The organism is Desulfoluna sp. (assembly GCF_030145185.1).
Classification (GTDB): Bacteria; Desulfobacterota; Desulfobacteria; order Desulfobacterales; family Desulfolunaceae; genus Desulfoluna.
Genome location: NZ_JAQYWB010000057.1, coordinates 1 through 25,624, shown reverse-complemented (window position 1 = coordinate 25,624; position 25,624 = coordinate 1). Strand labels below are relative to the sequence as shown.

The window sequence follows — 25,624 nt, the reverse complement described above, 5'->3', positions numbered from 1 at the left end:
CATTCTCCTTGGTTAACCTCTGCCCACGCTACAACAAAAGCCCACACGCCCAAAGGAAAAACAGGCCCGCACCGCTAAATTATGGTATGGTTTGCGCGCCGTTCACATCGTCCCATTTGATTCGTATTTAACCTGTAACCGGGAGACAGACCGATGAACAAAATCTCGTTTGATAAAAAGGTTGCCATCGTCACCGGCGCCGGCGCGGGAATCGGGCGCAGCTATGCGCTGGAACTGGCCAAAAGGGGCGCCGCCGTGGTGGTCAACGACCTCGGAGGAAGCCGGGACGGCAGGGGAGAGGGCCACGAAGCCGCCGACAAGGTGGTGGCCGAAATCACCGCCGCCGGCGGAAAGGCCGTGGCCAGCTACGACTCCGTGACCACCATGGAAGGAGGCGCCGCCATCATCGAGACCGCCCTCACCCACTTCGAAAGCCTCGACATCCTCATCAACAACGCAGGTATCCTCCGCGACCAGTCTTTCCATAAAATGAGTGAAGAGCAATGGGACACCGTCATCAATGTCCACCTCAAGGGAGCCTTCTGCGTCACCCAGCCTGCGGTTCGTGCCATGAAAGAAAATGGCTACGGACGCATCCTGTTCACCGTCTCCAACGCCGGCCTTTACGGCAGCTTCGGCCAGGCCAACTACAGCGCAGCAAAAATGGGCATCATCGGCCTCATGAACGCCCTGAAGCTGGAAGTAAAAAAATTCGGTATCAAGGTCAACGCGATCTCCCCCACCGCCCACTCCCGCATGACCGAAGACATCATGCCCTACCAGATCACCTCAAAAATGGCGGCGGACCTCAACGCCCCCATGGCCCTTTACCTCTGCTCTGACGCCAACCGCTACACCGGCCTTACGGTAACCACTGGCGCCGGCTGGTTCGGGCAAAGCGCCGTCATCTCCGGGCACGGGCTCGCCCTGGGACAAGACGTGTCCGTCGAAGATGTCCGAGACAACATAAACGCCATCCTCTCCCTGGAAGACGGGGCGCCCCATACCGACGGGCTTAGCTTTCTTCTCCACGAGATCGGACCGGCCCTGGAATAGACCGACGCCATTTTTTAAGGGTGTGCTTCAACCGGATGAAAAACCAGAGCCGACACGCCCAAGCGTTGAACCGTACAGCCCATCCCCTCAGACGGCCTGTACGGTACCCTCCCCTGTTGCCACCCGCATTCATTTGTATTAATATAAATCCATGGTCACCGTTCACCCCAAGTACGTCCGATCGCACAGCTCCCATCCTGCCTTAATGTGCGTTCTATAACCTGTGCAACCGTCTTCACCCTTTGCGTCAACCGTCACCCCGACCCCTGATACCTGCGGATTCTATTCGACCCCCCAAGACAACAAGCCTGCAAAAGGAATCCCCATCACAGCCTTGAGCCCCGGCTACAGCCACCCCAAGGAGCACCGATCCATGAATCAATCCATCGACTCACATCTTTACACCCTGGGACGAATTGCGGAGACAAAACGGATGTTCACCGCCATTCAAACCGCGACAAACCATCAGAAAAACCTCTGCCTCGTGATCACAAGTGGCGCCCGAGGAGAGGGAAAAACCACGACGGCAACAGGGCTTGCCATCGCAGCCACCGACTCAAGGAGACGTCGTACCCTTCTCGTCGACTACAACTGGTACGCACCGGCCGTGCACCACTTTTTCAATATAGATCCCATAGAGAGCCCCGCCGCATTTTACAAGGCAGCCTCCCTGGATGAACTCATCGTGCCGACGGTAAGTGGCATCGACATCCTCCCTGCGGCCCGCATTACCGATGATTTTCACGGCACCCTCTCCATCTCCAAAGGATATGACCATCGCCTCATCCAGGACGCCAAAACCCGCTACGACACCATCATCGTAGACACCTCCTCCACCTTCCCGGAAAATCAACGCATGCGGGACCCCATCTTGCTTTCAAGCATCGCCGACGGCGTGGTGCTGGTCTTTATGACCAACAGGACCCCTCGATCCACATTGAAGCGCACGGTCACGGCCATGCGACTCAGTGGGGCCAAACTCCTTGGGGTCGTGGCCAATCAATGGAAAAATCCTATCAGGCACTAAGGAGACGCGGCCATGTCCTACGTTGTCAAACGCTACACCCACGGTATGAAACGATACAAAGCCTGGTTTCTTCTCGCCCTCCTGATGCCTGGGCTTTATCTGCTCTCCGCCTTTTATTCCCCGGATCAATACAGGGCCTGGCAGGACATCCAGCTTCCTCTGGAGGCTCGCTTTGCGTCCACCACCACCCCCACCGTCTTCACCTCTTTCGACGAGGTGATCAGGAACCAGGACCTCTTCTTTCAACAAAACTTCTCCGTCGATCGCTATTTCAACCTCACCATAAAAACCGTGGAACATCTGGAAAAGGAACGTTACCAGAAAGTCACGGCCGCTATACGCAACAACCTCTCCCTCTCCCGCGAAGGGGAGATCGCCCGCATCACCTACCTGGGAAAAGACCCTGAATTGGGCAGCCACCTGGTGGGATACTATGCACGAAGACTGTTGAGAAAAGCCCAGGAGGGCATTCAACTCGGTGGCATTGAAATCGACACGGACCTCCTGCCCAAACTTGCCAGCAGTATTGAATCCTCGGCCATACGAGCCCTCTGGCGTGCCGACCGAATCATCCCCATGCTCACCTTGTTCAGCGCGTCACTCCTGGGGGTGCTGGTCCTCATTGCGGCCCTGGAATGGAACGACGCCACCCTAAAATCCGAGCGCCAGATCGCCCGATATGTCAACCTGCCCGTCCTGGGCTCACTGCCCGACCTGAACCTCGTCTCCCGGATCCTTGGGGAAGACGCATCCCCAGAGGATCCAGACACTTTATCCTGAATAAAAAGCTCACCGCAGGTGGTCCTTTCAGCTTTTTTTGTTTTCGGTCAAGACGGCTTGAGGTATAAATTATTCATCACAGGGTTTACCGATTGTCTCAGCACACACCCACTCACGGTCATCGACCTCGACCTCGACGCAAAGGACCCTTCATGCACCCCGCTTCCGATAACGCGCCCAGGGCCAACATGCTTCTCTCCCTGGCTTGTTTTGTGGTCGTCGTCACGGGCATCCAGGCCGCATCCTCCATCCTGGTTCCCTTTCTCTTCTCCGTGTTTATCGCCGTGGCCGTCTCCCCCCCTCTGTTCTGGCTGGAGAGCAAAAAAATCCCGTCTGGACTCGCGGTTCTTTTGATCGGATTTATCGTACTCCTCCTCTTCCTGCTCCTGATCAACATCGTCACCGGAGCCCTGGAATCCTTTACAAAAAGCATCCCCGCCTACCAGCAGCGCCTGGAGGCCCTGGTGAGCAGTGTGGTCCCCCTGCTGCAAAAAGCCCACATCGACATCACCAGTGAGACCCTGCTCAACGTCGTCAACCCAGGCCGCATGATGACCTTTCTCGGTGCGCTGCTGACCCGCTTAGGTGGGATCTTTACCAACACCTTTTTCATTATCCTGACGGTCATCTTCATCCTCATGGAAGCCTCGGGTTTCTCCCTGAAACTTCAAGCCGCCCTCGGCAACGACAACGCCTCTCATCATGGATTTCACCGCATTGCCGAAGGCATCCGCCACTACCTGGCCATCAAAAGCGCCACCAGTTTTGTCACCGGCAGCCTGATCTATGTCGGCCTGATGCTCTTCGGTATCGACTTTCCGGCCATCTGGGGGCTCATCGCCTTTATCTTCAATTTTGTCCCCAATATCGGATCCATCATCGCCGCCGTCCCGGCCATCCTCCTGGCCCTGGTTCAATTCGGAGCCATGAAAGCCCTGATGGTTGGACTCCTCTATGTGGCCACGAACGTAGCCATCGGCAACCTCATTGAGCCCCGGGTCATGGGAAGCGGCGTGGGACTCTCCGCCTTGGTGGTCTTTCTCTCCCTGGCATTCTGGGGCTGGATCATGGGCCCCGTGGGCATGATTCTTTCTGTCCCCTTGACCATGGCCCTGAAGATTACCCTGGAAGCCCGAGAGGACACCCGATGGTTCGCCATCCTGCTGGGACCGGAAAAAGAAGCAAAACAACACCTTCAGAAGGACACCGAATGAAACGCGAAATTCACGTCATCATTGATGAAACACGCTGCACCGGCTGCGGAGCCTGCGTTGACATCTGCCCCCACGACACCCTGAGCCTTGACGATGGCGTCGCCACAATCACGGGTGACGACTCCCTCTCCTGTGGCCACTGCCTGGCCGTCTGCCCCGCAGACGCCATCACACTCACCGGTCATACCCCCATGAATCAGGGATATCAGACCTTTGAAACCCCCAAGGGGTGGCTCTCTCCCGGAACCTTTGATGTGGGGGCCCTCGTTCAACTGATGGCTTCCCGGCGATCCTGCCGCCACTACACAAAAGAACCTGTCCCCATGGCAGTGTTGGAAGACCTGACAAAAATTGGCACCACCGCCCCTTCCGGCACCAACTCCCAGGCATGGCAGTTTACCCTGCTCCCCGATCGACCGTCCGTGGAGGGGGTTGCTCAAGGGGTCCTGAACTTCTTTCAAAAGCTCAACCGCCTCGCCCGCATCGCCCCCTTACGCGGCACGCTCAAGCTCGTGGGTAAACCGGAGCTCTCTGCATATTACACCGATTACCACGACCGCATCGAGGAAGGCATCGCCTGCTGGAATAACGAAAAGTGGGACCGCCTCTTCCACGGTGCCCCGGCCGCCATCCTCGTCAGCTGCTCCCAGGAGGCCTCCTGCCCCACCGAGGATGCCCTCCTCGCCTCAAACCAGATTCTTCTCGCCGCCCATGCCATGGGCCTCGGGACCTGTCTCATCGGCTTTGCCGTGGAAGCCCTGGCCCAGGATAAAACCTTGAGACAGCTCGTCCAACTCCCCGATGGCGAAACCGTCCACGCCGTCATCGCCATCGGACACCCCGATGAACCCTACAGGCGCCCCTCGGTCCGCAAACCCATTCCCCCCCGCGTGATCCGCCTGGGGGCCAAATAAAAAAAGCCGTGACAGCCCTTTCGGGACCGTCACGACTTTTTTTGTATCCCTTACGACAAATCCAGAATCTTTTTCATTTTTGCAAGGAGCCTCGATTCCTCCTTAGCCAGAGAGTGGTCGGCCAGGGCAATATCGTTGGCAAGTTTCATGGCCTTCTTCCGATCGCTCTTCCCCTCAATCAAAACCGGCAGGGCGTGAAGGGCTTTATCAAAATCCGTTTGAAGGATGCGGGATTGCTCTTTGACGATCTTGTGAAGCTCTCGTGCGGTCAAGCGCTTCAGGCGCCTGCTGGCCTTGACGATTCGGCTGCCCATGGCCATCTCCGCCTCATCCACGGCCCCGTCAGCGCTGGCCATGGCGATGATCATCCGGATGGCCCCTTCCGGGTACCCGCCCTCCTCGATCTTCCCAAGCCACAACAGGCGGTCCAGACTCGTCTCCCGAGTCTTCTTTTCCCGGGTCGCCCGGCTCTCTTCGATGGGTAATCCAAGGCCCGACCCATAAAGCCAGGCCATCACCGGGTTATCGTACAGGGCATGAAACACCTTCTCCTGCTTCATATCGCTAAGCGCCTGCCCCCAATCAAAGGCAGCCACCACCATTTCAGAGAGGGCCCGTTCTGCTTGAACAAAGGGATTCTCTTCTGAGACGGGCCGTCTCACCCGACGAACCAATTCAGCGGCATCTTTCACAGGCTTCATCATGGGGTTCTGATCGGAGAAGAGACTGCGCTGAAGGCGCATGGGGTGCATCTCCCGCAGCCACTCGGCGGACAACGGCGTGACCATGGCGCGTACCAGGGGGCTCAACCAGGTCGAATAAAAAGCCCCATTGCGTTCTGAAATGGAGGCGACGAGCTCAAAAGCCTGTTCATCTTCCACGCCATCGTCATAGGCCAGAATATCCTCAATGGTGCGTTCTAAAAATGTGACCTTGTAATCGTTCAACCATGCTTCAGACGGCGCCTCGACAATCTCCATTTCATAAAGCCCCGGTGATAGAAAGTTGATCATCTCCACGCTCCCGATGATCTCCTTCTGTTCCTTGCCGGCAATGGAGCTCGCCACGAAGATCCCCAGATGCCCGATGGTGGGGTGAATGACGTAGACGATCACCTGCCCGCGTTGTTTGATCTCATCCACGGACTTGTAGACCATGGGAATCCAGTTGAGGGCCTGCTGTGGAGGGGTAATATTATCCCCGCTGGACGCAAACACCACCACAGGATCGCTGAACCGCCTCAAGTCAATGGGAGGACCCTCATCCAGCGTCAATTGCCCCTGGGCCAGGTGATTCCCCACAAAAAGATCGGCGACGATGGTATGAATTTCATCTCCCGTCATCAAAAAGAAACCGCCCCACCATGTTTCAAAATCAAGAAAACGTTCCTCTTCCGTATCCACATTTTTATACAGATTGTACGGTTTGGACCAACAGGTATGTCCCGGGTTGAGGCCTTCCATGCTCATGACCAGATTGGCTCCGTCAAAGAGCCCCCCGCCCAGATCACTGACAAAATCGTTGATCCAGACACCGCCCACGAGCCCTCCTTTGTATCGCATGGGGTTCGTGCCTCCCACCCCCGACCAGTAGGAGAGAGGGGCGCCGTTCAAGACAATGGGTCCTGCCAGGTCAGGCCGCTCGGCGGCCACAATGGCGGTGGCCCAGCCCCCCTGACAATTCCCGATCACCACGGGTCGAAGGGCCTTCGGATGCCGCTTCACCACCTCCTCAAGGAAAAGAATCTCGGCATTTTTCACATCGGCCAGGGTCTGGCCCGGCATCGGCTCGGTAAAAAAGAGCACAAAATAGACAGAATGCCCGTTGGCGAGAGCGTGCCCGATTTCTGACGCCTCTTTGGATCCTCCGATTCCCGGACCGTGACCGGCCCTGGGATCGATGATCACCATGGGGCGACGGCTCGGGTCCCGGTGATCCCCTTTTTTTTCATCCCCCGTCACCCTGCGGTCGGCTCCGCCTGTAAACCCCTGTTCCCGGGCCCCGCGTTTTCCGTGTATCAGGGCCAAGGCGTAATTGGCCGGTTTTTCGAAGGTCCGGGCATCGCAGATTATTTCGTAATCAAAAATCAACACTGGGGGCTGGCCCTTCTCTAGGTGCTCCCGGTAATTGTTTCCCCTTTTCCGAAGCACATCCCAAAAAAGAACGGAACGCTGTGAAGCATCAAACATATACCGGGAAGCATGGGTCAAGAGATCAACGGTGGATGACATGGGATTGGCGGAAACTGTGTCCATAAACCCTCCTGAAGGATCTTACCAGATCTGAAACCATCCATTGATGGCCGCAATTCACGCTCAGCACACCAGGCTCCGGCAAGACGTCATTGATATCGTGTGACAGGATTGTTCCAATAAAAAACAAAGCCCAACCGGCTGTGGGGAATCGATAGAAGAAAGGGTGGTCATGAGAGCCGGAAAAGGGCCTCCCCAGGCAAGGACGCCAGGGCCAAATCGAAAAGGCAGGTGGTATTATAGCAAGATAGCATCTCTTATCAAGAGGTTATTCAGAGCCAGGGGTCGCAAGAAGGGATCCGTCTTCGTCGCGACGATCCACCGTGTAGTAAGGGGCGCGGTTCTTATAATCTCTAAGCGCCCCGGCCCACTCGGTGTCATCGACAAAATCCAGGTTTAAGGAGGTGTAATCACCATACTGGCCGGATGAGACGCCGAAAAGGGGAAAATAGATGGAAAGACCGCAAATCTCATCCAGATTTGTGGCCCCATTGACGATCACCGCCCGAGAAAGAGCAGCGCCCAACACAGTCCGGGTTTCGCTGGAGACACCCAGCGCCTCTGCAAACCGACGCAGGTCCACGCAGGTGTCATCATTATAATCGGGGATTTCATTACGCGCCGAGGTCACCGCTTCGGGTCCCAGCGCCATCATCTCCAGAGCCAGGGCGTCCACAGCCGCCCCGAGAGAGGGCAAGGCCTTGAGATCCGTCACCGACAGACTGAGCCCCATATCGCCGCCCCCCTCCAGATAGGTTTCAGAAATAATGCGTCCCAGCACCTCAGGGGTCTTTTTCACGCCGGAGACACCGGCAAACCGATTCAGAAAATCGGTATAATTCCAGCCCGTAGAAGGTTCCAGCATTTCAGAGGCCACCATGTAACGCGCCGAATCGCGCAACTCCCAGGCAACCTCCGCCTCCGCCATCAAACAGGCGTCAAACCCCAGAAGATCCACCGGCTGTCCCGACAAGGCGTCCGCCACCTCCTTCATGGAAAGCGCATCCCCAGAGCTGGCATCGTCAATGGCAATAAATTTGGTCCCAACTTTTGCGGTGTCCGCCCCGGAGGGAGCCCAACCGCTCCCGTGATCCCAGAGGATCAAGGCGGTGTAGTCCGAAGGATAGGCCTCCTTACAGAAGGAAACAAACTGCCTCAAGGTCTCACTGCGGCCCATGTTCAACTCATCGGACTCATCCCCGGCAAGACCCAGCCCCACCGAATCGGTCAGTCGAACCGAGGACATCGACGAGGTGTCCGTGTCATGACGAATTTTATAGAGACGCGTCCCCTCCCAGTCGCCCTGCGCTTCGGAGTGATACGGGCTGCGATCAAAAAGCACGATAAGATGAAGGTTCTCGTCGGTGGCGGCAGCCTCCATCTCATTAAAATCGGCCAGCGCCCACTCTTCGAGATTGTTGTCCCCGTCAAGATAGACCATCACCGTCCAGCTCGACCCGGCGACGCTGAGAGCGGGAGTCGTGTCATTGTCGCCCCCGCACCCCGTCAAGAAAATCGCAGCCCACAGGCCCACGGCAATCATCCGAGACAAGACCCCGCTGAGTGTGCGTTTCAAAACCCTGCGGCCCAGTGATTTCCCCATCGTCCCACACCGATAAATCATGCGAGCAGCCCCTTTAGAATGAGATTAAAGGCTATATTTAGAGATTCTTGCGAGGGTACCTTGCCAGGGACCAGATAACGCTTAATCACCAGCATCACGTAAAAGGAGTAGAGCAGTTCCGCCAAACCTTCCACCTCAAAGGGTCGAAACTCACCGGTCTCGATTCCCTCTGCCAGGTACCCCGCAAGAATATTCCGCGATGCCTGGTTGATTTCGTGGAACCGATCTTCCGCCTCCGTCAGAGGAAACAGAGCCTGGTCATGGGTGATGAGGCGACGCAAAACCTGATCCGATTCCAAATACCGGTACCCGGTGATAAAGTACGCATAAATCTTGGCCGCACAGCTCTCTTCTGCGTCGGCCACCTCGCGGGATGCCCGTTGCCAGTTGCGAAGGGACCATGCCACCGCCGACTCATAGAGATCCTTCTTGTTTCGGGCATAGAGATAAAGGTTCCCCTTGGTCATGCCGAGGGCATCGGCGATATCTTCCACCGTGGTCTTCTTGAAGCCATGCCTGGAAAAGAGCAGAAGAGCCGCTTCATACACCCGTTGTCGTTTCTCCTCTTTGCCCATGACCTCTTCCTTCCTTTTTACTGGGGTTGTCAAAGGCTCAGGCAATACCCCGTTCTTTTTTTACATGGTCCCAGGCATCCTGAATTTCGCGAAATTTCTCTTCTGCAAAATGCGTAAACTCCTCGGGAAGGCCCTTGGAGGCAATTTTATCCGGATGGTATTCATTCACCAGCTTCCGGTACTGCTTCTTGACAAAGTCGTCGGAATCATTGCGATCACATCCCAGAACCGCATGGTACTTGTCGCTCTGGTCTACATAACGCGCCTTGAGCTTAAGATACCCCTCGGTGGGATATTGAAACAGATGCACCGCCGATAAAATCAACGCCTCCTCCTGAGGGTTGAACTGCCCGTCTGCGGTGGAGACCCTGAGCATGACATCCAGCATCACCTCGAGCATCCGGGGCTGATTTTTAAAGGTGGTATAAAACTGGCGGGCAAAACTTTCAAAGGACTCCGGCGAGTTGATGGCTTCCCGAAAAATATCAATGGCAATGTTCCGGCTCTCACGATTCAGGTGGAGGTCCCGGGTCATGAATAGATCAATGGATTCGATCTCATCCTGACAGACATGGCCGTCAGCCTTGGAGAGTTTGGCCAACATCGAAAAAGCGGCCACAAAAAAAGTCATCTGGGCCTCTTCATTCCCCGACAGCCCCCGTCTCTCATCACGGTTCAGTTCACTGCCGTCTTTATCAAAGGCATGCCCGAACACCGCTCCGGCAACAGCACCCACCGGCCCCCCCAGGGCAAATCCGATGGTCCCTCCCACCACTTTACCAAGCCAACCCATATATCCCTCTACCCCTGATGTTGAAAAATAGTTAAAAATCAACGCCCCGAATGATTCACCCCCGCCCGGGGGTCGTGACGCAATGGTTTAAAGTAACACGCAAACGAGGGGTGTCAAGGTTGATCCCCGGCATCCAAAAAGCCGCCCTCCCCTGCTCTTTCGGCGTCACGGAAGACTGACGCCGGCACAGCCCCCCGCCCAAGTCCTCGCTCCCTCAGCCGTAACTCACTGAAATCATATTTCCAGACGGCATCGCCCGCGAAACCGCCGTGCCTTCTCGACAATCCGCTGTCATCGGTGATACAAGGTGAGGACCTTTTAAGCTTCACTTCTATATGGAATAAAATGAATGAACCTGATTCTTCTTTTCGATGATGATTTTACCGATGACCCGAAAAGGGTCCGGCTGACGGGACGACGCCTTCGCCACGTACAGGACATCCACCGGGCGGCTGTGGGAAGCACCCTGGCGGTGGGATGTGTCAACGGTGCCCTGGGAACCGGAGATATTCTCTCCATAGAGAAAAACGTGCTGGAGATGGCCGTCACCCTTGATGACTCGCCGCCCCCCCCTTTGCCCCTCACCCTGATCCTTGCCCTTCCCCGGCCAAAAGTCCTTAACCGGGTAATCATCGCCGCCACCAGCATGGGGGTCAAGCGACTGGTGCTTCTCAATGCGGTACGGGTAGAAAAAAGTTTCTGGCAGAGCCCTCGCCTCTCCGACGAGAATCTTCTCGCCCAAAGAGTCCTGGGCCTGGAACAGGCCAAAGACACGCGAATGCCGGAAATCCTCTTAAAAAAACGGTTCAAGCCCTTTGTGGAAGATGAGCTGACAGCCCTGACAGCCGGAACGCTGAAACTGGCGGCACACCCCTACGATGCCGTCCCCTGCCCGGTGAATGTCGCGGCCCCGACCACCCTGGTGGTGGGACCGGAAGGGGGGTTTATCCCCTATGAAATGGAGAAACTTAAAGAGGTGGGATTTCAAGCGGTCTCCATGGGTGCGCGCATCCTGAGGGTGGAATCAGCCATACCCGCCCTGCTCTCGCGCCTGTTTCCCCTATAGACAAACCGGGCCTCGAAAATTAAAAAATCTGGATTTTACAGGCGATTTGGCTCACTGACCCTCCTTGACGCTGCCCCCCTTGACGCTGACCGGACGGCAAACACATCATGCACGCGACAGGATCCACCATGACCCACTCACTGATCATCACGGCAGACATCCACGGACACCTGCCCACCTGGCGCTTGATCAAAGCCCAGCTGAAACCCGGGGACGGCCTTGCCGTGGCCGGAGACCTCTTCGATACCGTCTACGGAAGAGCCCATCCCGAGTTTGACCCCTTCACCATCCGGGAAGAATTTCAAGCCCTTGCCAACCCGACCTGGTATGTCTGCGGGAACTGCGACCAACCGGACTTCTATTCCGGAGAGCTGAGCCTTGCCTTCTCCTGGGAGGAGAAGACCCTGCTTCTGGCCCATGGGCACAGCCACCTGCCCGACCTCACCGATTACGACATCGTGATTCAAGGGCACACCCACGTCTCCCAGCTCGACACCCTCATGGGAAAAGTCTTCCTCAATCCCGGCTCTCCGGTGATTCCGCGCGGCGGGCATCAGGGATTTGCACGACTCTCGGACAACCGCCTTGAGCTGGTGGAGCTCCCCGGTGGCCGGGTGGTGGAACAGCTGGACCTGACCACCACCCTCACCCCGAGGTAAGCCCTGGAGTCCAGGGCCACAAACGCACCCGGGACCTGATTTCGGTGTCTTCTTGAGAGAGAATCAGGCGTTTTTCATGGCGCCGAAGAGGGATTTGTCCATGGCCTTTTCATAGGCCGCCATACCGGTAATCTTCTTCTCCTTCACCAGCTGCATCAAATGCTGATCCATGCTCTGCATGCCCTGGGAGGTTCCCGTCTGGATCATGGAGTTGATCTGAGCGATTTTGCCGCTGCGGATCACGCTGGCAAGGGCCGTGGAGCCCAGAAGAATCTCATTGGCCGCACAGCGCCCTGTCCCGTCGGCGGTCTTGAGAAGTTGCTGAGCTACCACCGCCTTCAAAGACTCGGAGAACATGGTGCGCACCTGCGCCTGCTGGTCGGCAGAAAAGGCGTTGATCACGCGGTCCACGGTCTTGGACGCGCTGTTGGTGTGAAGGGTCCCGAACACCAGAATTCCCAACTCTGCACAGGTCAAGGCCAGGCTGATGGTCTCCTTATCCCGCATCTCCCCCACAAGAATAATGTCGGGGTCCTCACGACCAGCCACCCTCAAGGCGTCAGCAAAACTCGCCGCGTGGGTTCCGATCTCCCTCTGGGTAAAGATACACCGACGATTCTGATGCACAAACTCCAAGGGGTCTTCAATGGTGATGATATGGGCTTCCCGACTCTTGTTGATGTAATCGATCATGGCGGCCAGGGTGGTTGACTTGCCGCTTCCCGTGGGCCCGGTCACCAGAACCAGCCCCTGGGAAAAATCGGCAATGGTCTTCAGTACCGGGGGCATCCCCAGCTGTTCCAGGGTCAGAATATCGGTGGGAATCAGCCGAAACACCGCACCAGGGCCGTTGTGATGGAAAAAGAAATTGCACCGGAAACGCCCCACCCCTTCCAGCTCATAGGCCATATCCAGATCGAGATTTGCTTCATATTCTTTCTGTTTCTCCCTGGGCAGGATCTCCCAGAGCACCTCTTTCATCCGCTCCCGATCCAGCACCGGATGATCGGTGTCCACCAGCTCCCCTTTTAAACGCAGAAGAGGCGGGCAACCAATGACCATATGGAGGTCACTGGCCCCTTTTTCGCTCAGTTCCCTGAAGTAGGTATCAATTACAGCCACAGCATCCCCCTGGACGGCTCAAGCCGTCCGTTTTCAGTTGCATCATCCTCACCCCGCAAGCTTTGCCTTCAATTGTCGCTGAGTCGTCTCAGACTGCACATGCGTCAACGCCTTCTCCGCGCTGATCAACCCCTGATTAAACAGGTCCATCACCGACTCATCCATCAACTTCATGCCGAAGCTCTTGCCCGTCTGCATGAGATTGGGGATTTGGAACACTTTGGAGTCCCGGATCAAACCCGCCACCGGCAAGTTGATGATCAGGATTTCAGCGGCCATAAGCATCCGATCATCCGCGTCCGAAGGGATCAGCTTCTGAGTGACCACGGCTTTCAAGGTTTCCGCCAGGGTGGCCCGAATCTGAGACTGCTCACCCGGGGGATAGGAATCGATGATGCGATCCACGGTTTTCGGGGCGTTGGTGGTGGAGAGGGTTCCGATGACAAGATGCCCCGTCTCGGCTGCGCTGATGGCCAGAGAGATGGTTTCAAGGTCCCGAAGCTCCCCGATGACGATGACATCCGGGTCCTCCCTCAGCGCCCCTTTCAACGCGTTGAGATAAGAACGGGTGTCTCGCCCTATCTGCCTCTGGTTCACGACCCCCTTCTTTTTGGGGTGAACAAACTCAATGGGGTCTTCCACGGTGAGAATATGGTGCGCCCGCCGCTCGTTAAGAAAATCCACCATGGCCGCCAGGGTGGTGGTCTTGCCCATTCCGGTGGCACCGGTCACCAGAATCAACCCCTGGTGCTGATCCAGAACCTTTTCCACCACCTCGGGAAGCCCGGTGGATGGCAGCGTAGGGAGAGCGGGTGGGATCACCCGAAATGCCGCGCTGAGCCCTCGGTTATGAGCCATGGCGCTCCCCCTGAAACGACCCACACCCTTGATCTCGTAGGAAAAGTCAAGTTGATGATCTTTCTCCAGGAGCTCCTTATCCTCCGGTGAGAGCAGCTCCAGAATCAGACGCCTGGTCTGCTCGATCTTCAACTTCGGAGTTTTGGTTTTAACCAACGCCCCGTTCCTGCGCATAATAATCGGTTCACCCGGCACCACGTGCACATCGGAGGCACGCAACGCGACACCCGCTTGAAACACCTTATCTAATTCTGCCACATCACACCTCTCGAACCCCTTCGCCCGCTCATGCGTCTTCGTCGGGAACGACCCAGAGGTACTGGGTCGTTGAGACAAACACAATAGATCGAATAATTTCACCATCAATGGTGGCCTCGGCGACTTCGCTGAACAGATCGGAGTTCTTGAGAACATAATCAGACACGCGATCGTACCCGGTGATATCAATTTCCCCGCTCACCACCTGGCCGTTGATCAGCTTGATCTTTAATTTACGGTAAAGCGCCATCTTCCGCTCGGCAAGGTCGCACCCCTTGACCTCCAACCAGAGAATATGCTTTTTGGGGACAATCATGGGGCGCCGTTTTTCATCTTCCCCATTGACGGCCTCGTACATGACGATATCGGACTCATCGTCCAGAAGAAAGGTTCTGATGTCCCGGCCCACGATATTCACAAGGCCGTCCAGTTGGCTGTTGTTTGAAAGGCACAACCTGATCTGACAATCTTTTTTGGGATAAATACCCATACGTGCTCCTTAACTTACCAAGCCCTAATCTGCCGCATGCCCATATTACATGCCACAATTCCACGGCTCGGTGCTCAATCCGTTCCATCGATAGAGGTCTATTTGCCACTACCTCCCTTATCGTCCCAAACGCTGCCGACATTGAAGCCTTTTTTCCATCTTGTAATATCCCGATAAACCTTATAAATATATCCTGTAATAGAAAATTTTGTCAATTATTAAACAATTGTTTACATCTATTTATCATTAGGAATTCACATGAAACCAGAGGGTACGAGTATCCTGCTCATCAACCCCCGAGGCAAGGTGCTGCTCATGCTCAGGGACGATCTGCCTCACCTTCCCTGCCCCAACATGTGGGATCTGCCGGGCGGTCATGTCGAGCCCGATGAGACACCGGAAGCCTGTATCAGACGGGAACTTCACGAAGAACTCAATTTTTGTCCCGACCCCATTCGATCCTTTGGGGTCTACGATTTCCCCGACCGCCTGGAATATGTCTTTACCGCCCGGGCCGACTTCAACCCCGAGGCCATTGCCCTGACTGAAGGACAGAAAATTGCCTGGTTCTCCTTGGCAGAAGCCGCCGCCCTGAATCTCGCCTTCGGCTTCAACCTTGTCATTGCCCATTGGGGAGAGAAACAGGCCTCCGATTGACACCACCGGTGAAAATACACTAAAATGCACGAAATCAACTTAGGCGGATGATTGATCATCTCCTGAAATAAGCAAATCCATCAGTTGCCACCGTACGGAGAAGGAATGGCCGACGAAAAGCGATACAGTGTTGAAGAGGCCGCAAAGGAACTCAAAACCGGAGTCTCTACCCTTCTTCTGTGGCAACATATCTACAGCGAGTTCCTCACCCGCCCCGGCGATGAAGGCGAGCCGGCCCTCACCCGGGAAGACATCCTCCTCTTCACCTATATCTCCGAATGCACCGAATCGGGACTCACCCAGGAAGAGATTCGCCAGGCCTTGAGAAACCGGGCTTCAGGACAAGGCCCCCTCTTCTCTCGGAACGCCTTCCGGCAAGACGAAGATGACGATATCCTCTCCCTTCTCGATGAAGAAAACCCCACGCCGTCCCTTCTGGCCCGGCTCGTGATCCAGCAGCGCCGCCTTGCCGAAGCAGAGGAACGCAAAGCCTCCGCCATGGAGCGCCGCCTATCCATCGAAGAGGAAAAAGCCCGCAGCCTGTCCGCCATCCTCACCGCCCTTCAAACCTCCGGGATCCCCTTGGCCGCATCGGCTCCTGCCGCCCCTTTACCCCCCAAAAGAACGGCGGAACCCATACCCGCCGCACCCATAAAGGATCCTGCCAAAAGGGAAACGCCCCCCACCGAGAAACCGACCTTAGATGATCTCAGCGCCCTGGTGAACGAGCCCCTCCAGGACGAAAACATAGACGATCTCAGTGCCCTGGTGGAAGCACCCACCGAAGAGCCCCTGGATGATCTCTGGAGTCTTGTTGAAGAAAATACCGTCCCGCCGGAGGACGGGGGAGACAATCTGTGGGATCTGGTGGAGAAGCCCCCGGAAGAAGATCTGGACAATCTCTGGGCACTGGTGGATGAAACGCCCGAGGAAGGAGGGGCCGCAGAGCTTGACGACCTGTGGGCGTTGGTGGAAAACACCCCGACGACGAGCGATAAAACCCCCATGAGTGACACAGGCCTGGACGATCTCTGGGCTGTTGCAGATGAACCGCCCTCCCCCCGGCCCACACCCACGGAACCCATGGGGCAGAAAAAACCCGCCGAAACCGACTCGGAACAGGATAACCTCTGGGACCTCGTGGAGACGCCCCCCACCGAGCCCGCACCGAACGACGAAACCCTCCAGTCCGCCCCCTCGAAGGCAAGCGAGCCGGATCGACCCTTCCCCTCGGACCCGGCAGCGTACAAAGATTATATTTTAAAGGAGATCATCGGCATGAAACGCCGGGAGGAATTGTCTGCCGCCCAGGTAGCGGTCCGCCTCAACAAGGAATCAAAACCCACCTTCAGCGGAAAGGGTCTCTGGGAAAGCCGTACCATCGATGGCATTTTTCGCATCATCGAAAAAGCCGGCCCCCGAGACTGAGTTTTTCACCGCACCCGACATCCGCACTTAGAAATGGGAGGCGTTGCAGCCCATGCCTCCGCCCTTCCAGACAAAAAGACATGTTTTTTGTAACTATTCAGCTCTCAAAAAGCTGCCTCCGGCGGCAAGGTGTGCCACCTTGAAAGCAGGTTGCGAATGCGTTTTGCCCCCATGTCACGGCGTAGCCCATTGGCGTTGTCCGAATGGTGACGCATTGACATGGCGCAGGCGGACTTGTCACGGCGTAGCCGCAGGCGAAGACGGATTCCTCGGGTCAAATCACATCCGCTTTTAAGATGAAATTTAACCAAGAATAATTTTTAAAGCCTGTTTGTTAAACTTTTCATAAGTTTAACCCCCGGCAGGGCCACCGGAGGCATGAACTGAAGGATAACCTCCTTCTTATCTATTTGGCTCCGGCATCCCGCGCAAAACGGGTGTCCACAAACTTATCCAGGTCGATCTTATCCGTTAAAATGCCCATCTCGTCTTTCATGTAATCCTGAATGATGGCCAAATCGTCAATCACCGGAAAAAGCTCGTCCGTAGAGATACGCTCTTTGGGTTCGGTGAGAACCTTGTAAATCACATCGCTGTTCTGACCCAGAAAATCGGCACCGATAATGGAGGCCGGTTTCGGCTGCGCTTCCACCGCCAGGCCAGACCGCACAAGGCTACGGGTCAGCTCGTGGACGGCGTCTGGATTTTTCTCAATCACTTCGTCACGCATCACCAGAACACAGCAGGGATGCTTGGGCCAGAGGTCACACGAGAGATGAAGGGCTTCACCATTGCCGCTGTTGATCACCTGGGTCCCGAAGGGCTCGGCCACGATAAACCCGGCGATCTCACCGTCCTCATCCAGATTGATGGCATCCGGCATCTGAAAAGGCGCCACCACCTCCAGAAACACATCGGCTTTTTTGTCACTCGTTGTGCCGGGGTTCAGCCCCTTCTCTTTAAGAAGGCGGTGAAACAGCATGTTGTGAACGGAGAGCTGGTAGGGGATCAACACCACCTTACCCGCAAAATCTTCAATGCGCTGAATGCCCGCCCGCATGCTCTTCACCAGGACACTGCCCGACTTGTGGGTAAAGAGAATCAGCTTGATGCCCACCCCGGACTTGTAAATATCCATGGCCGTGGGCGCGAGAATAAACGCACCATCCAGAGCACCGGTCGCCAGATCATCGGCCACCTCGTTCCACCCGTTTTTCAACACCGGCTGGAGGCTGCAATGCTTAAAGATCTCCATTCCCTTCTTCAGCTTGAGGTCCGTCACACCAAGAATCAAGTGGTCGGTGATCCGCAAGTGCCCAATCTTCAACGCAGGCTTATCCGTCATACATACACCGCTTACAACACCAGATAGGTTACCCAGGCCGTCACAGGAGCCACACTCCCGACAGAGCCTGAAGCACGTCCCCAACTGGCATTGGAGGCGTGCCGCCATTCATTTCCGAAAAACCCCGCTGTCGGCGAGGTCCTTCGATCACTTATAACCGCGCAGAATCAGTGCTTGAAACTCCGCTGACCGGTGTAGACCATGGTGGCGTCATATTCGTTGCACGCCTCGATGGACTGATAATCATTCATGGAACCGCCGGAATGCACAATGGAAGAGACCCCTTCACGAAGCCCCACATCGGCGCCATCCCGAAAAGGGAAAAACGCATCGCTGATCATGGAGGCACCTTTGATCCCCCCATTTTCTGCTTTCACCCGTGCGTCAATCTCCGCCTTCTTGTCGGCATCCGTCAGATCGACATAACCCACGCCATAGGTCTCAAAGGCGTAGCGATCGGCAAGCTTCTTGTAGGCCTTGTCCACCGCAATCTCAGCCACGCCCACACGATCCTGCTCGCCGGTGCCGATGCCCACCGTCACCTGGTCTTTCACATAGATCACGGAGTTGGAGGTAATGCCAGACTCTACGAGCCAGCCAAAAAGCATGTCCTCATACTCGGCATCGGTGGGTTCCCTATTGATCGCATAACGGGTCCCCTTGTAATCGCATTCGGCCAGCTTGAGGTCCTGGCGGGTCCGGGCCTCCGGAACAAAGGAGAGCTGAGCGATCAGCCCGCCGTCCATGAGGCTCTTGAAATCCACCACGCGCTCTCCCACATACCCCTGGAGGCGGTCCATGTTGCCGATACGAATCACCCGGAGGTTCTTCCGTGCAGAGAGGATCTCAAGGCTGCCCTCTTCGAAATCAGGGGCCACAACCACCTCGGCATACTGATGACTGATGGCTTCAGCCGTGGCCTTGTCCACGCTCCGGTTCAGGGCAATACACCCTCCGAAAGCCGCAATACGGTCAGCCATGTAGGCCTTGGCGTAGGCCTCCTCAAGGGAATCGGCACGGGCCGCACCGCAGGGGTTGTTGTGCTTGACGATAACCGCCGTAGGGCGATCGGTAAAATATCGCAAAATATTCAGGGCATTATCAGCGTCGGTGAGATTGGTCTTGCCCGGGTGTTTCCCGGACTGGAGCAGCTCAATATCCGAGGCAAGGTGACGCCCGGGGGCAAGGGTCTGGGTCTCGCCCACCACCAGGTTACCGTTAGTCAGGCGATAAAGCGCCGCCTCCTGGCCGGGGTTTTCGCCGTAACGAAGCCCCTTCTTAACCTGGTCAATGGTCCAGGCCACTTTTTCATAAAAAAGAGTCTGGCGGTTGGCGCCGTCCACAAACGAAATCTCCATGGCCGGGGCAAAATGGTCGTCCATGATGGTTCGGTACATCTTCTTCAGATCGTCTGCCATGTTCTATCTCCCCCCGCAGGATGTCGTCTGATGGCTTTATCAAAGGTCGGGCAGGCGATACCGTAAAGCGCCTTCGACGATCTCATGACAGCCACCGCATCCTCCTGTCGGGTCCGGCTCAAGGTTTAGGACGCGCTATAACAACCCGAAACGCATTCCGGGGTCTGTTTAACAAGATAATCGGCAATATGTCGGTCATAGGCTGCGGTATGCTCAAAGGCCTTCACCGCCAGCCCGTAACGCAGGGCCAAATCCGTAGCCCCCCCGTTGGCCGTCAGGGCGTCAACAACCGCGCCGTAATCGGAAGGGTTCACCACAGACGCCACACGCAGGTAATTCTTGGCAGATGCCCGGACCATAGTGGGACCGCCGATATCAATATTGCTCCTCGCCTCCTCCACACTCACCCCATCTCGGGCCACGGTGGAAGCAAAGGGATAAAGATTCACAACTACCATATCTATCGGAACTGCACCGGTTCTCTTTAAGTCTTCCTGATGAGAATCGTTATATTTTTCGGTAAGAATTCCCAGATAGATCTTAAAATCAAGGGTTTTAACAAGGCCCCCTTGGGTCTCCGGCTGACCGGTATAATCCGATACCTGGACCAGATGCTTTCCAGCCGCATCGCCAAGAATTTTTTCAATGGCCCCGAAGGTGCCCCCCGTTGAAAAAATACGAATCGACGGATTAATCCGCACCAGGGCCGGGATAAATTCATCCAGCCCGCTCTTGTCCGACACACTGATCAGCACCTGATTGACCGTGACCCGGTCATCGATGCGATCGACAATATTCATCCCCATAGTTCTGTCCCGTTTTGTGTGGTGCCCCCGCTTAAGGCGGCGTCGTGTGATAGATGATTTCATAGCCCATGCACCCTTCCAGACAGGCGTACATTGCAGTCATAAGACGATTTGTGCCTTATCAACAGGGGCAACATCCCCAAAAACTGCGGGCCGCGGCAGGTGGCGCAATATTAAAACAGCCCTTGCCAAAGATCAAGGAGCATTCCTCGACGCAATTTCGTGACAAGCCCCCCACACCTGACCTGGGGAACCCTGGGTTCTACCCCTTGACTTTTGATGGAATCAGCTTAATTTGAGGGCATCCCAACCCCTGCCGGGAAAGGATGGCTATCCTGACGCACCCGCCCTTCCACGAGGCGTCGTACCCTTGACTCCAAGACCTTAAGGACTTCCCATGAGCACCCTTTCCGTCAAACAGTTTTCCGCCTGCACGAACGCCGACGTCGCCGACGCACTCCTCTCCCTGGCCTCCCCTCTCCTTGCCGCCTGCGGGGAAGACGATGCCATGAAAAAACTCCTGGTCTCACTGGCCGTGACCGGCTGGAACCTCTCTCTGTTTGAAAGCCCTGGAGAGGACGGCTACCGACAAAAAATCGAACCGCGCCTTCCGGCCGAGCTGCAAGGCGACAAAAAAGAGGTCTTCACCCGATTCATCCTGGAACTCATCGCAGCCAAGCAGGCGACCTACCCGGCCATGCTGAAAGGCATTAAATCATGGGACCTCCAGTTGAAGGGCGAAACCCTCACCCTCACCGTGGATGCCCTGCCCGTAAAACCCATTTGATACACACGGAGACACCACCATGCTCACCCTGACCCAGTTCCGCTACAGCGCCGACAATTTTGCCTACGTGGTCAGCGGACCGAAAACGGCCATCGCCATCGACCCAGGTGCCGTCGATGAGATCCTGGAATTTATCCACACCCAGGGCCTCACCCTCACCCACGTAATCAACACCCACACCCACCCGGATCACACCGTCGGCAACGCCCCGCTGATCCAGCACTCGGGCGCCACACACCTGGACGTTCAAACCCTGATGGACACCGGACGGCTGGACATTGACGGAGAGCCCCTCCTCGTTCACCACACCCCCGGCCACATGGAGGACTGCCTCACCTTCGAGATCAAAGGGCACCTCATCACCGGGGACACCCTCTTTAATGGAACCGTGGGGACCTGCTTTTCCGGTGACATGGAGAGCTTCTTCCGCGCCATCACCTTTCTCCTGACCTTTCCGGACGACACAAAGATCTACGCCGGGCATGACTATGTCCAGGAGTCCATGGCCTTTGCCAGAACCATCGAACCGGAAAATGAAGCGGAGATCGCACGGTACCTCACGCTCTACGACCCGGCCCACGTTGTCTCCACCCTGGCCGATGAGAAACGAGCCAACCCCTTTGTACGGTTTAATGAAAAAAATTTGATAAAATCCATGAAACAAAGCGGACTGCCCGTCGCAACCGAACGGGAACGATGGAACTCCGTGATGGAGCTGTGCTGATGGAAACAAACGAAACGGTGACGAACCCTGAGCTCTGGAATGAAAAAGCCGTGGCCGCCACCATCAAAGCAGAAAAAATGCTCTGGGGAAAACACAACGAAGCCATCCAGGCGTGGCTCTATGAATCGGGTTTTTCCCTCTCCACCTTAAAAGAGGCCCTCCTTGGCTGGCAGGTGCGCAACACCCAGCGCCCGGCCGAAAGCTGGGGGCTCTCAGGCACCGATAAAATTCTCCTCCCCGAAGGGATCACCCTTCCCGTCATCGAAAAAAAAGAGCTGAAACGCATCGTCATCTACCGCATAGGCCACGGCCACGACGGCGACTACCACACCGTGGAAGGGAGCGCCCCCACACCCTTTGTCCTTGAAGGCACCACAAACCGAACCGCCCTCGTCACCCGGGAGCTGGACGCCCTCCTCCTCTACCAGGAGCTGGGAAAAAAGTGGACCGTGGCCGCCACAGGAGACCTGCCCCCGACCGCCCTCGTCGACGCGCTGGAGCAAGCTGAAAAACTCTGCCTCCTCTCCATGAATGGGGATGAAGAGGCTCTGACCCCCTTTCACCCCAAAGCCACCCAAACCCACGTCCTAAAAGCCGAAAACCTTCTCGCCCTGGCCCGATCGGGCACCCTGGCAGAACACCTGGATGCACTCTTCGGGTAGGGTTGCAGATAACAAAAAAAGCCTCCGGCGGCGAGGTGTGCCACCTCGAAAGCGGGTTTGCGAATGCGCATCGGGTACCGTCACTTCGGGCTGAAATGCATCCGCATTCGCATGAAGTGCAGGAAAATGCCCAGTGCATAGCAAGTGCGAGAGCTGCAGGTGGGCAGAATCCAACTCAGCCGTTGGCTTAAACCGGAATCACTCCGTCGGCAAGGCGTACCACCTTGAACGCAGGTTTCCACGACGTCTCTGTGTAAACGCAAAAAAGCCGTAAGGACTCTCAACGAGTCCTTACGGCTTTTTCACTTGAAACAGATAAGGGAAGGGCAGACTCACAACGGTCAAGGCGGTAAAGCGCCTTTGCCGTCACAACCCCGCTTTTTCGTTGTAACTATTCAGCGCTAAAAAAGCCTCCGGCATACATATTAACCCGTGGCCTTAGTCATCGTTTCAGCCACATTCTTTGAAATAGGTATCGAGCGTGGTTCTCTCTCGTTCCCAGGCTCCGCCTGGGAATGCTCCCCGGAGGCTCCGCCTCCATGCTTGAGGCCCAGCAATCTGTGAGTTTCACTCCAGCGATACGACTTTTCGTACCGGCAAGGCGGAGCCTTGCACCCGACACTCTTAGGCAGGGCCGCCGGAGGCACAAGCTGAAACGTTACTTTTCGTTTACATCAACCGATTGACCGCATCGAATTCCCCCTGAATCTCCTGGGCAGGCTCAGCGTCCATGAGACTCCCCACAACAATCGCAAGGATGGATACCACAAAGCCGGGAACGATCTCATACAGGTCAAAAAAGCCGCCTGAGAGCTGTTTCCAGACAATCACGGTAAGGCCGCCGACCACAATGCCGGCAAGGGCCCCGTTACGGGTCATGCGCTTCCAATAGAGGGAGAGAAGGATGATGGGACCGAAGGTGGCACCGAATCCGGCCCAGGCATAGGATACAAGGCTCAATACCGAGCTGTCCGGGTTACGCGCAAAAAACCAGGCCAATACCGCCACCAGAATCACAGCCACGCGGCTCACCCAGACGAGCTCCGCATCGGAGGCGTCTCGCCTGAACAGCACCTTGTAAAAATCCTCGGTCAGGGCCGATGAGGTCACGAGAAGCTGGGAGTCGGCGGTGCTCATGATGGCGGCCAGGATGGCTGCGAGAAAGACCCCGGCCAAAACCGTGGGGACCAGCTGATGCACCATGACCATAAAAATCTTCTCCTGATCGCCTGCGGCCAGGGGAGCATCAAGACAGATCAAGCCCACAAGACCCACCACCACAGCAAAAGAGAGGCTGACCACGACCCAGGCCATGGCGATCTTTTTGGCCTTTCGAATCTCAGCGGTGGTTCGAATGGCCATGAAACGAGCCAGGATATGAGGCTGGCCAAAGTAACCCAGCCCCCAGGCTGCAAGGGAAACCACGCTTAAAACAGCCAGTGGCACCCCTTGGGTGTCGGTAAAGAGATTGAGGAGCTCGGGGTTGATGGAACGGATCCCATCGAGGGTGGCGGAAAGGCCCCCCACCTTCAGGATTCCCAGGGTCGGCACCACAATAATGGCCACGATCATGATGATCCCTTGAAAAAAATCGGTCCAGCTCACCGCCATAAACCCGCCGAGGAAGGTGTAGGAGATGATCACCGCCACACCGATAAGAAGGCCGAGGTCATAGGTAAGGCCAAACACGGTGCTGAAAAGCTTGGCCCCGGCCACAAAGCCAGAGGCGGTATAAATCAGGAAAAAGATCAGAATAAAGATGGCTGAAATAATCCGAAGCAGATGCGAGGTGTCCCGAAACCGGTTTTCAAAGTAGTCAGGCAGGGTGATGGAATCGCCAGAGATCTCCGTGTAATTCCGAAGCCTCACCGCCACAAATTTCCAGTTCAACCAGGTCCCAAATGCCAGCCCGAAAGCGATCCAGAACGACTCCAGGCCCGCTACGTAAGCGTACCCGGGCAGGCCCAGCAACAGCCACCCGCTCATGTCCGACGCCTGGGCGCTCATGGCCCCCACCCAGCTGTTTAAACCGCGTCCCCCAAGGATGTAATCCGAAAGGGTCTTCGTCTTGCCGTAATAAACCCAACCAATCCCCACCATAAAAATCAGGTAAAGAATAAACGAAATCAAAATCGAAATATTACTGTCCAGCATACGTTTTTCTTCCATTCCCCATGGTTCATCCACAAAAAAAAACCGGAGCCGCGCCGATTTTACGAACAACCTCTGGTTTTTATCAGAACCTCACCTGCTTTTCAACTCTAAGGAAAATAGGCAAACAGAGAGAGAAAACAAAAGCTGCCTCCGGCGGCAAGGTGAAGCCACCTTGAAAGCGGGTGGGCGAATGCTCAACGGCTGGCGGTACCCTGGGCACCTCGCGTTCGCATTCGCGTGACGGGTGAGGGGGTGCGCCGTTCGCATCAAATGCTTGAACTGGCCATGTTTCAGTTTCCACCAACACAGGTGACATGACGGCGGCGCCGTAGGATGTGCAAAGCGCGAAACGTGCCCATCATGGATGGGTGATTTGTAAAAATCGTTCTTCGTGCTTGGTTCTTCATTCGGGAAATATAAATCCAAGGTAACTATTCAGCTATCCATTTTGTCTTTATCGCCCCGGTCTGACAGCGCCCTACGCTTTTCGTCTTCCCCGCGCAGGCGGGGAGCCATGGTGGTTGTGAGAAAGCGTATGCGTTGTGTCTTTTTATGGTGAGGTAACCCGAGCATGGATCCCCGGTCATCCGGTTGTTCCTGCGTTGCAGGGTGTCTCAGGTTTCGGTCAGGCCGTATGCAACGACTCTCCGGAGAGCCGGGGAAGACGATTCCATGGAGCATGGCGGCTTTTTTGATACCCACCTGTTTCTGTTTTTGTGGGCCCGGCCGGTTTGACAGTACCCAGCGATTTTCGTCTTTCCCGCGAAGGCGGGAACCCATGTATGAAAATCCGTATCGTCCTCATTTTTAAAATGAAGTACCGGGTGGATGCGTAGGGTGCGCCGTGCGCACCGTCAGGCGTATCGTAAACCGGAAACACCGCATTTTGAAATAAGACTCGTGGTCATCGTTAACTTGCGAGGCCGAGGGTCCTCTCTACGGTAGAAGGTGCGGG

Annotated in this window: 23 protein-coding genes; 12 read left to right on the top strand and 11 right to left on the bottom strand. The window is 56.0% G+C overall.

Annotated elements, in window-relative coordinates; translation table 11 throughout:
* Window positions 1–153: 153 nt before the first annotated feature.
* The 5 genes from Q1Q75_RS16825 to Q1Q75_RS16805 all read left to right on the top strand — a co-directional run bounded on the left by Q1Q75_RS16825 (window position 154) and on the right by Q1Q75_RS16805 (window position 4,991).
* Entirely contained in the window at window positions 154–1,056 is a 903-nt protein-coding gene (locus Q1Q75_RS16825) for an SDR family oxidoreductase (RefSeq protein WP_300672967.1), read from the top strand.
* 373 nt (window positions 1,057–1,429) lie between these two features.
* Window positions 1,430–2,083: a hypothetical protein gene (locus tag Q1Q75_RS16820; protein ID WP_300672965.1), complete on the top strand. Its 654-nt coding sequence runs from the start codon at window positions 1,430–1,432 to the stop codon at window positions 2,081–2,083.
* Between the two features lie 12 nt (window positions 2,084–2,095).
* Window positions 2,096–2,863: a hypothetical protein gene (locus Q1Q75_RS16815; protein WP_300672963.1), complete on the top strand. Its 768-nt coding sequence runs from the start codon at window positions 2,096–2,098 to the stop codon at window positions 2,861–2,863.
* Window positions 2,864–3,015: 152 nt separating this feature from the next.
* Window positions 3,016–4,077 carry an AI-2E family transporter gene (locus Q1Q75_RS16810; protein ID WP_300672961.1) on the top strand — a complete coding sequence of 354 codons (1,062 nt, stop codon included), beginning with the start codon at window positions 3,016–3,018 and terminating at the stop codon, window positions 4,075–4,077.
* On the top strand, window positions 4,074–4,991 hold the full coding sequence (locus Q1Q75_RS16805) for a nitroreductase family protein (protein ID WP_300672959.1): 918 nt from the start codon (window positions 4,074–4,076) through the stop codon (window positions 4,989–4,991). Before Q1Q75_RS16810 ends, Q1Q75_RS16805 begins: the two co-directional genes overlap by 4 nt.
* 50 nt (window positions 4,992–5,041) lie before the next feature.
* Here the strand turns inward: Q1Q75_RS16805 and Q1Q75_RS16800 are convergent, their stop codons facing one another.
* The 4 genes from Q1Q75_RS16800 to djlA all read right to left on the bottom strand — a co-directional run bounded on the left by Q1Q75_RS16800 (window position 5,042) and on the right by djlA (window position 10,235).
* Complete coding sequence (locus Q1Q75_RS16800) at window positions 5,042–7,246, bottom strand: DUF3141 domain-containing protein (RefSeq protein ID WP_300672957.1); 2,205 nt, start codon at window positions 7,244–7,246, stop codon at window positions 5,042–5,044.
* A gap of 265 nt (window positions 7,247–7,511) precedes the next feature.
* On the bottom strand, window positions 7,512–8,867 hold the full coding sequence (locus Q1Q75_RS16795) for a clostripain-related cysteine peptidase (protein ID WP_300672955.1): 1,356 nt from the start codon (window positions 8,865–8,867) through the stop codon (window positions 7,512–7,514).
* A complete protein-coding gene (locus tag Q1Q75_RS16790) occupies window positions 8,864–9,442 on the bottom strand; it encodes a TetR/AcrR family transcriptional regulator (RefSeq protein ID WP_300672953.1) in 579 nt (192 codons plus the stop codon). The genes Q1Q75_RS16795 and Q1Q75_RS16790 overlap by 4 nt, the downstream gene beginning before the upstream one ends.
* 37 nt (window positions 9,443–9,479) lie before the next feature.
* Window positions 9,480–10,235 (bottom strand): co-chaperone DjlA, encoded by a 756-nt coding sequence (gene djlA / locus Q1Q75_RS16785; protein ID WP_300672951.1) that lies wholly within the window; start codon window positions 10,233–10,235, stop codon window positions 9,480–9,482.
* Window positions 10,236–10,584: 349 nt separating this feature from the next.
* On the opposite strand from djlA, the gene Q1Q75_RS16780 reads away from it, so the two are divergent.
* Window positions 10,585–11,301, top strand: a complete 717-nt coding sequence (locus Q1Q75_RS16780) for a 16S rRNA (uracil(1498)-N(3))-methyltransferase (RefSeq protein WP_300672949.1) — start codon at window positions 10,585–10,587, stop codon at window positions 11,299–11,301.
* 128 nt (window positions 11,302–11,429) lie between these two features.
* Window positions 11,430–11,960 carry a YfcE family phosphodiesterase gene (locus Q1Q75_RS16775; protein ID WP_300672947.1) on the top strand — a complete coding sequence of 177 codons (531 nt, stop codon included), beginning with the start codon at window positions 11,430–11,432 and terminating at the stop codon, window positions 11,958–11,960.
* Window positions 11,961–12,023: 63 nt separating this feature from the next.
* Here the strand turns inward: Q1Q75_RS16775 and Q1Q75_RS16770 are convergent, their stop codons facing one another.
* The 3 genes from Q1Q75_RS16770 to Q1Q75_RS16760 are packed head-to-tail and all read right to left on the bottom strand — an operon-like array spanning window position 12,024 to window position 14,688.
* Window positions 12,024–13,082, bottom strand: coding sequence for a type IV pilus twitching motility protein PilT (locus tag Q1Q75_RS16770; RefSeq protein ID WP_300672945.1), 1,059 nt, complete (start codon window positions 13,080–13,082; stop codon window positions 12,024–12,026).
* A gap of 48 nt (window positions 13,083–13,130) precedes the next feature.
* Complete coding sequence (locus tag Q1Q75_RS16765) at window positions 13,131–14,198, bottom strand: type IV pilus twitching motility protein PilT (protein ID WP_300672943.1); 1,068 nt, start codon at window positions 14,196–14,198, stop codon at window positions 13,131–13,133.
* Between the two features lie 28 nt (window positions 14,199–14,226).
* Complete coding sequence (locus Q1Q75_RS16760) at window positions 14,227–14,688, bottom strand: hypothetical protein (protein ID WP_300672941.1); 462 nt, start codon at window positions 14,686–14,688, stop codon at window positions 14,227–14,229.
* Window positions 14,689–14,946: 258 nt separating this feature from the next.
* On the opposite strand from Q1Q75_RS16760, the gene Q1Q75_RS16755 reads away from it, so the two are divergent.
* Both Q1Q75_RS16755 and Q1Q75_RS16750 read left to right on the top strand, forming a co-directional pair.
* Window positions 14,947–15,345, top strand: a complete 399-nt coding sequence (locus tag Q1Q75_RS16755; protein ID WP_300672939.1) for an NUDIX hydrolase — start codon at window positions 14,947–14,949, stop codon at window positions 15,343–15,345.
* A gap of 105 nt (window positions 15,346–15,450) precedes the next feature.
* Window positions 15,451–16,773: a hypothetical protein gene (locus Q1Q75_RS16750; RefSeq protein ID WP_300672937.1), complete on the top strand. Its 1,323-nt coding sequence runs from the start codon at window positions 15,451–15,453 to the stop codon at window positions 16,771–16,773.
* A gap of 406 nt (window positions 16,774–17,179) precedes the next feature.
* Here Q1Q75_RS16750 and Q1Q75_RS16745 read toward each other — a convergent pair whose 3' ends face one another.
* The 3 genes from Q1Q75_RS16745 to Q1Q75_RS16735 form a co-directional block, all read right to left on the bottom strand.
* Window positions 17,180–18,118, bottom strand: a complete 939-nt coding sequence (locus tag Q1Q75_RS16745; protein WP_300672935.1) for an ABC transporter substrate-binding protein — start codon at window positions 18,116–18,118, stop codon at window positions 17,180–17,182.
* 167 nt (window positions 18,119–18,285) lie between these two features.
* A complete protein-coding gene (locus Q1Q75_RS16740) occupies window positions 18,286–19,536 on the bottom strand; it encodes an IMP cyclohydrolase (protein WP_300672933.1) in 1,251 nt (416 codons plus the stop codon).
* A 125-nt stretch (window positions 19,537–19,661) separates the two neighbouring features.
* Complete coding sequence (locus tag Q1Q75_RS16735; RefSeq protein ID WP_366945245.1) at window positions 19,662–20,405, bottom strand: hypothetical protein; 744 nt, start codon at window positions 20,403–20,405, stop codon at window positions 19,662–19,664.
* Window positions 20,406–20,739: 334 nt separating this feature from the next.
* Between Q1Q75_RS16735 and Q1Q75_RS16730 the strand changes: the two genes are divergently transcribed.
* The 3 genes from Q1Q75_RS16730 to Q1Q75_RS16720 are packed head-to-tail and all read left to right on the top strand — an operon-like array spanning window position 20,740 to window position 22,515.
* On the top strand, window positions 20,740–21,129 hold the full coding sequence (locus Q1Q75_RS16730) for a hypothetical protein (RefSeq protein ID WP_300672931.1): 390 nt from the start codon (window positions 20,740–20,742) through the stop codon (window positions 21,127–21,129).
* A gap of 19 nt (window positions 21,130–21,148) precedes the next feature.
* The gene (locus tag Q1Q75_RS16725) at window positions 21,149–21,853 is read left to right on the top strand and encodes an MBL fold metallo-hydrolase (RefSeq protein ID WP_300672930.1); all 705 of its coding nucleotides are present in this window, start codon (window positions 21,149–21,151) and stop codon (window positions 21,851–21,853) included.
* On the top strand, window positions 21,853–22,515 hold the full coding sequence (locus Q1Q75_RS16720; RefSeq protein ID WP_300672928.1) for a hypothetical protein: 663 nt from the start codon (window positions 21,853–21,855) through the stop codon (window positions 22,513–22,515). The genes Q1Q75_RS16725 and Q1Q75_RS16720 overlap by 1 nt, the downstream gene beginning before the upstream one ends.
* 669 nt (window positions 22,516–23,184) lie before the next feature.
* Here the strand turns inward: Q1Q75_RS16720 and putP are convergent.
* A complete protein-coding gene (gene putP / locus Q1Q75_RS16715) occupies window positions 23,185–24,684 on the bottom strand; it encodes a sodium/proline symporter PutP (RefSeq protein ID WP_300672926.1) in 1,500 nt (499 codons plus the stop codon).
* Window positions 24,685–25,624: the final 940 nt, after the last annotated feature.

What these genes read in the sequence shown, in the direction of transcription:
- Q1Q75_RS16825 (WP_300672967.1), top strand. Translation starts at nt 154, where the DNA reads ATGAACAAAATCTCGTTTGATAAAAAGGTTGCCATCGTCACCGGCGCC.
- Q1Q75_RS16820 (WP_300672965.1), top strand. Translation starts at nt 1,430, where the DNA reads ATGAATCAATCCATCGACTCACATCTTTACACCCTGGGACGAATTGCG.
- Q1Q75_RS16815 (WP_300672963.1), top strand. Translation starts at nt 2,096, where the DNA reads ATGTCCTACGTTGTCAAACGCTACACCCACGGTATGAAACGATACAAA.
- Q1Q75_RS16810 (WP_300672961.1), top strand. Translation starts at nt 3,016, where the DNA reads ATGCACCCCGCTTCCGATAACGCGCCCAGGGCCAACATGCTTCTCTCC.
- Q1Q75_RS16805 (WP_300672959.1), top strand. Translation starts at nt 4,074, where the DNA reads ATGAAACGCGAAATTCACGTCATCATTGATGAAACACGCTGCACCGGC.
- Q1Q75_RS16800 (WP_300672957.1), bottom strand. Translation starts at nt 7,246, where the DNA reads ATGGACACAGTTTCCGCCAATCCCATGTCATCCACCGTTGATCTCTTG.
- Q1Q75_RS16795 (WP_300672955.1), bottom strand. Translation starts at nt 8,867, where the DNA reads ATGATTTATCGGTGTGGGACGATGGGGAAATCACTGGGCCGCAGGGTT.
- Q1Q75_RS16790 (WP_300672953.1), bottom strand. Translation starts at nt 9,442, where the DNA reads ATGGGCAAAGAGGAGAAACGACAACGGGTGTATGAAGCGGCTCTTCTG.
- djlA (WP_300672951.1), bottom strand. Translation starts at nt 10,235, where the DNA reads ATGGGTTGGCTTGGTAAAGTGGTGGGAGGGACCATCGGATTTGCCCTG.
- Q1Q75_RS16780 (WP_300672949.1), top strand. Translation starts at nt 10,585, where the DNA reads ATGAACCTGATTCTTCTTTTCGATGATGATTTTACCGATGACCCGAAA.
- Q1Q75_RS16775 (WP_300672947.1), top strand. Translation starts at nt 11,430, where the DNA reads ATGACCCACTCACTGATCATCACGGCAGACATCCACGGACACCTGCCC.
- Q1Q75_RS16760 (WP_300672941.1), bottom strand. Translation starts at nt 14,688, where the DNA reads ATGGGTATTTATCCCAAAAAAGATTGTCAGATCAGGTTGTGCCTTTCA.
- Q1Q75_RS16755 (WP_300672939.1), top strand. Translation starts at nt 14,947, where the DNA reads ATGAAACCAGAGGGTACGAGTATCCTGCTCATCAACCCCCGAGGCAAG.
- Q1Q75_RS16750 (WP_300672937.1), top strand. Translation starts at nt 15,451, where the DNA reads ATGGCCGACGAAAAGCGATACAGTGTTGAAGAGGCCGCAAAGGAACTC.
- Q1Q75_RS16745 (WP_300672935.1), bottom strand. Translation starts at nt 18,118, where the DNA reads ATGACGGATAAGCCTGCGTTGAAGATTGGGCACTTGCGGATCACCGAC.
- Q1Q75_RS16740 (WP_300672933.1), bottom strand. Translation starts at nt 19,536, where the DNA reads ATGGCAGACGATCTGAAGAAGATGTACCGAACCATCATGGACGACCAT.
- Q1Q75_RS16735 (WP_366945245.1), bottom strand. Translation starts at nt 20,405, where the DNA reads ATGAAATCATCTATCACACGACGCCGCCTTAAGCGGGGGCACCACACA.
- Q1Q75_RS16730 (WP_300672931.1), top strand. Translation starts at nt 20,740, where the DNA reads ATGAGCACCCTTTCCGTCAAACAGTTTTCCGCCTGCACGAACGCCGAC.
- Q1Q75_RS16725 (WP_300672930.1), top strand. Translation starts at nt 21,149, where the DNA reads ATGCTCACCCTGACCCAGTTCCGCTACAGCGCCGACAATTTTGCCTAC.
- Q1Q75_RS16720 (WP_300672928.1), top strand. Translation starts at nt 21,853, where the DNA reads ATGGAAACAAACGAAACGGTGACGAACCCTGAGCTCTGGAATGAAAAA.
- putP (WP_300672926.1), bottom strand. Translation starts at nt 24,684, where the DNA reads ATGGAAGAAAAACGTATGCTGGACAGTAATATTTCGATTTTGATTTCG.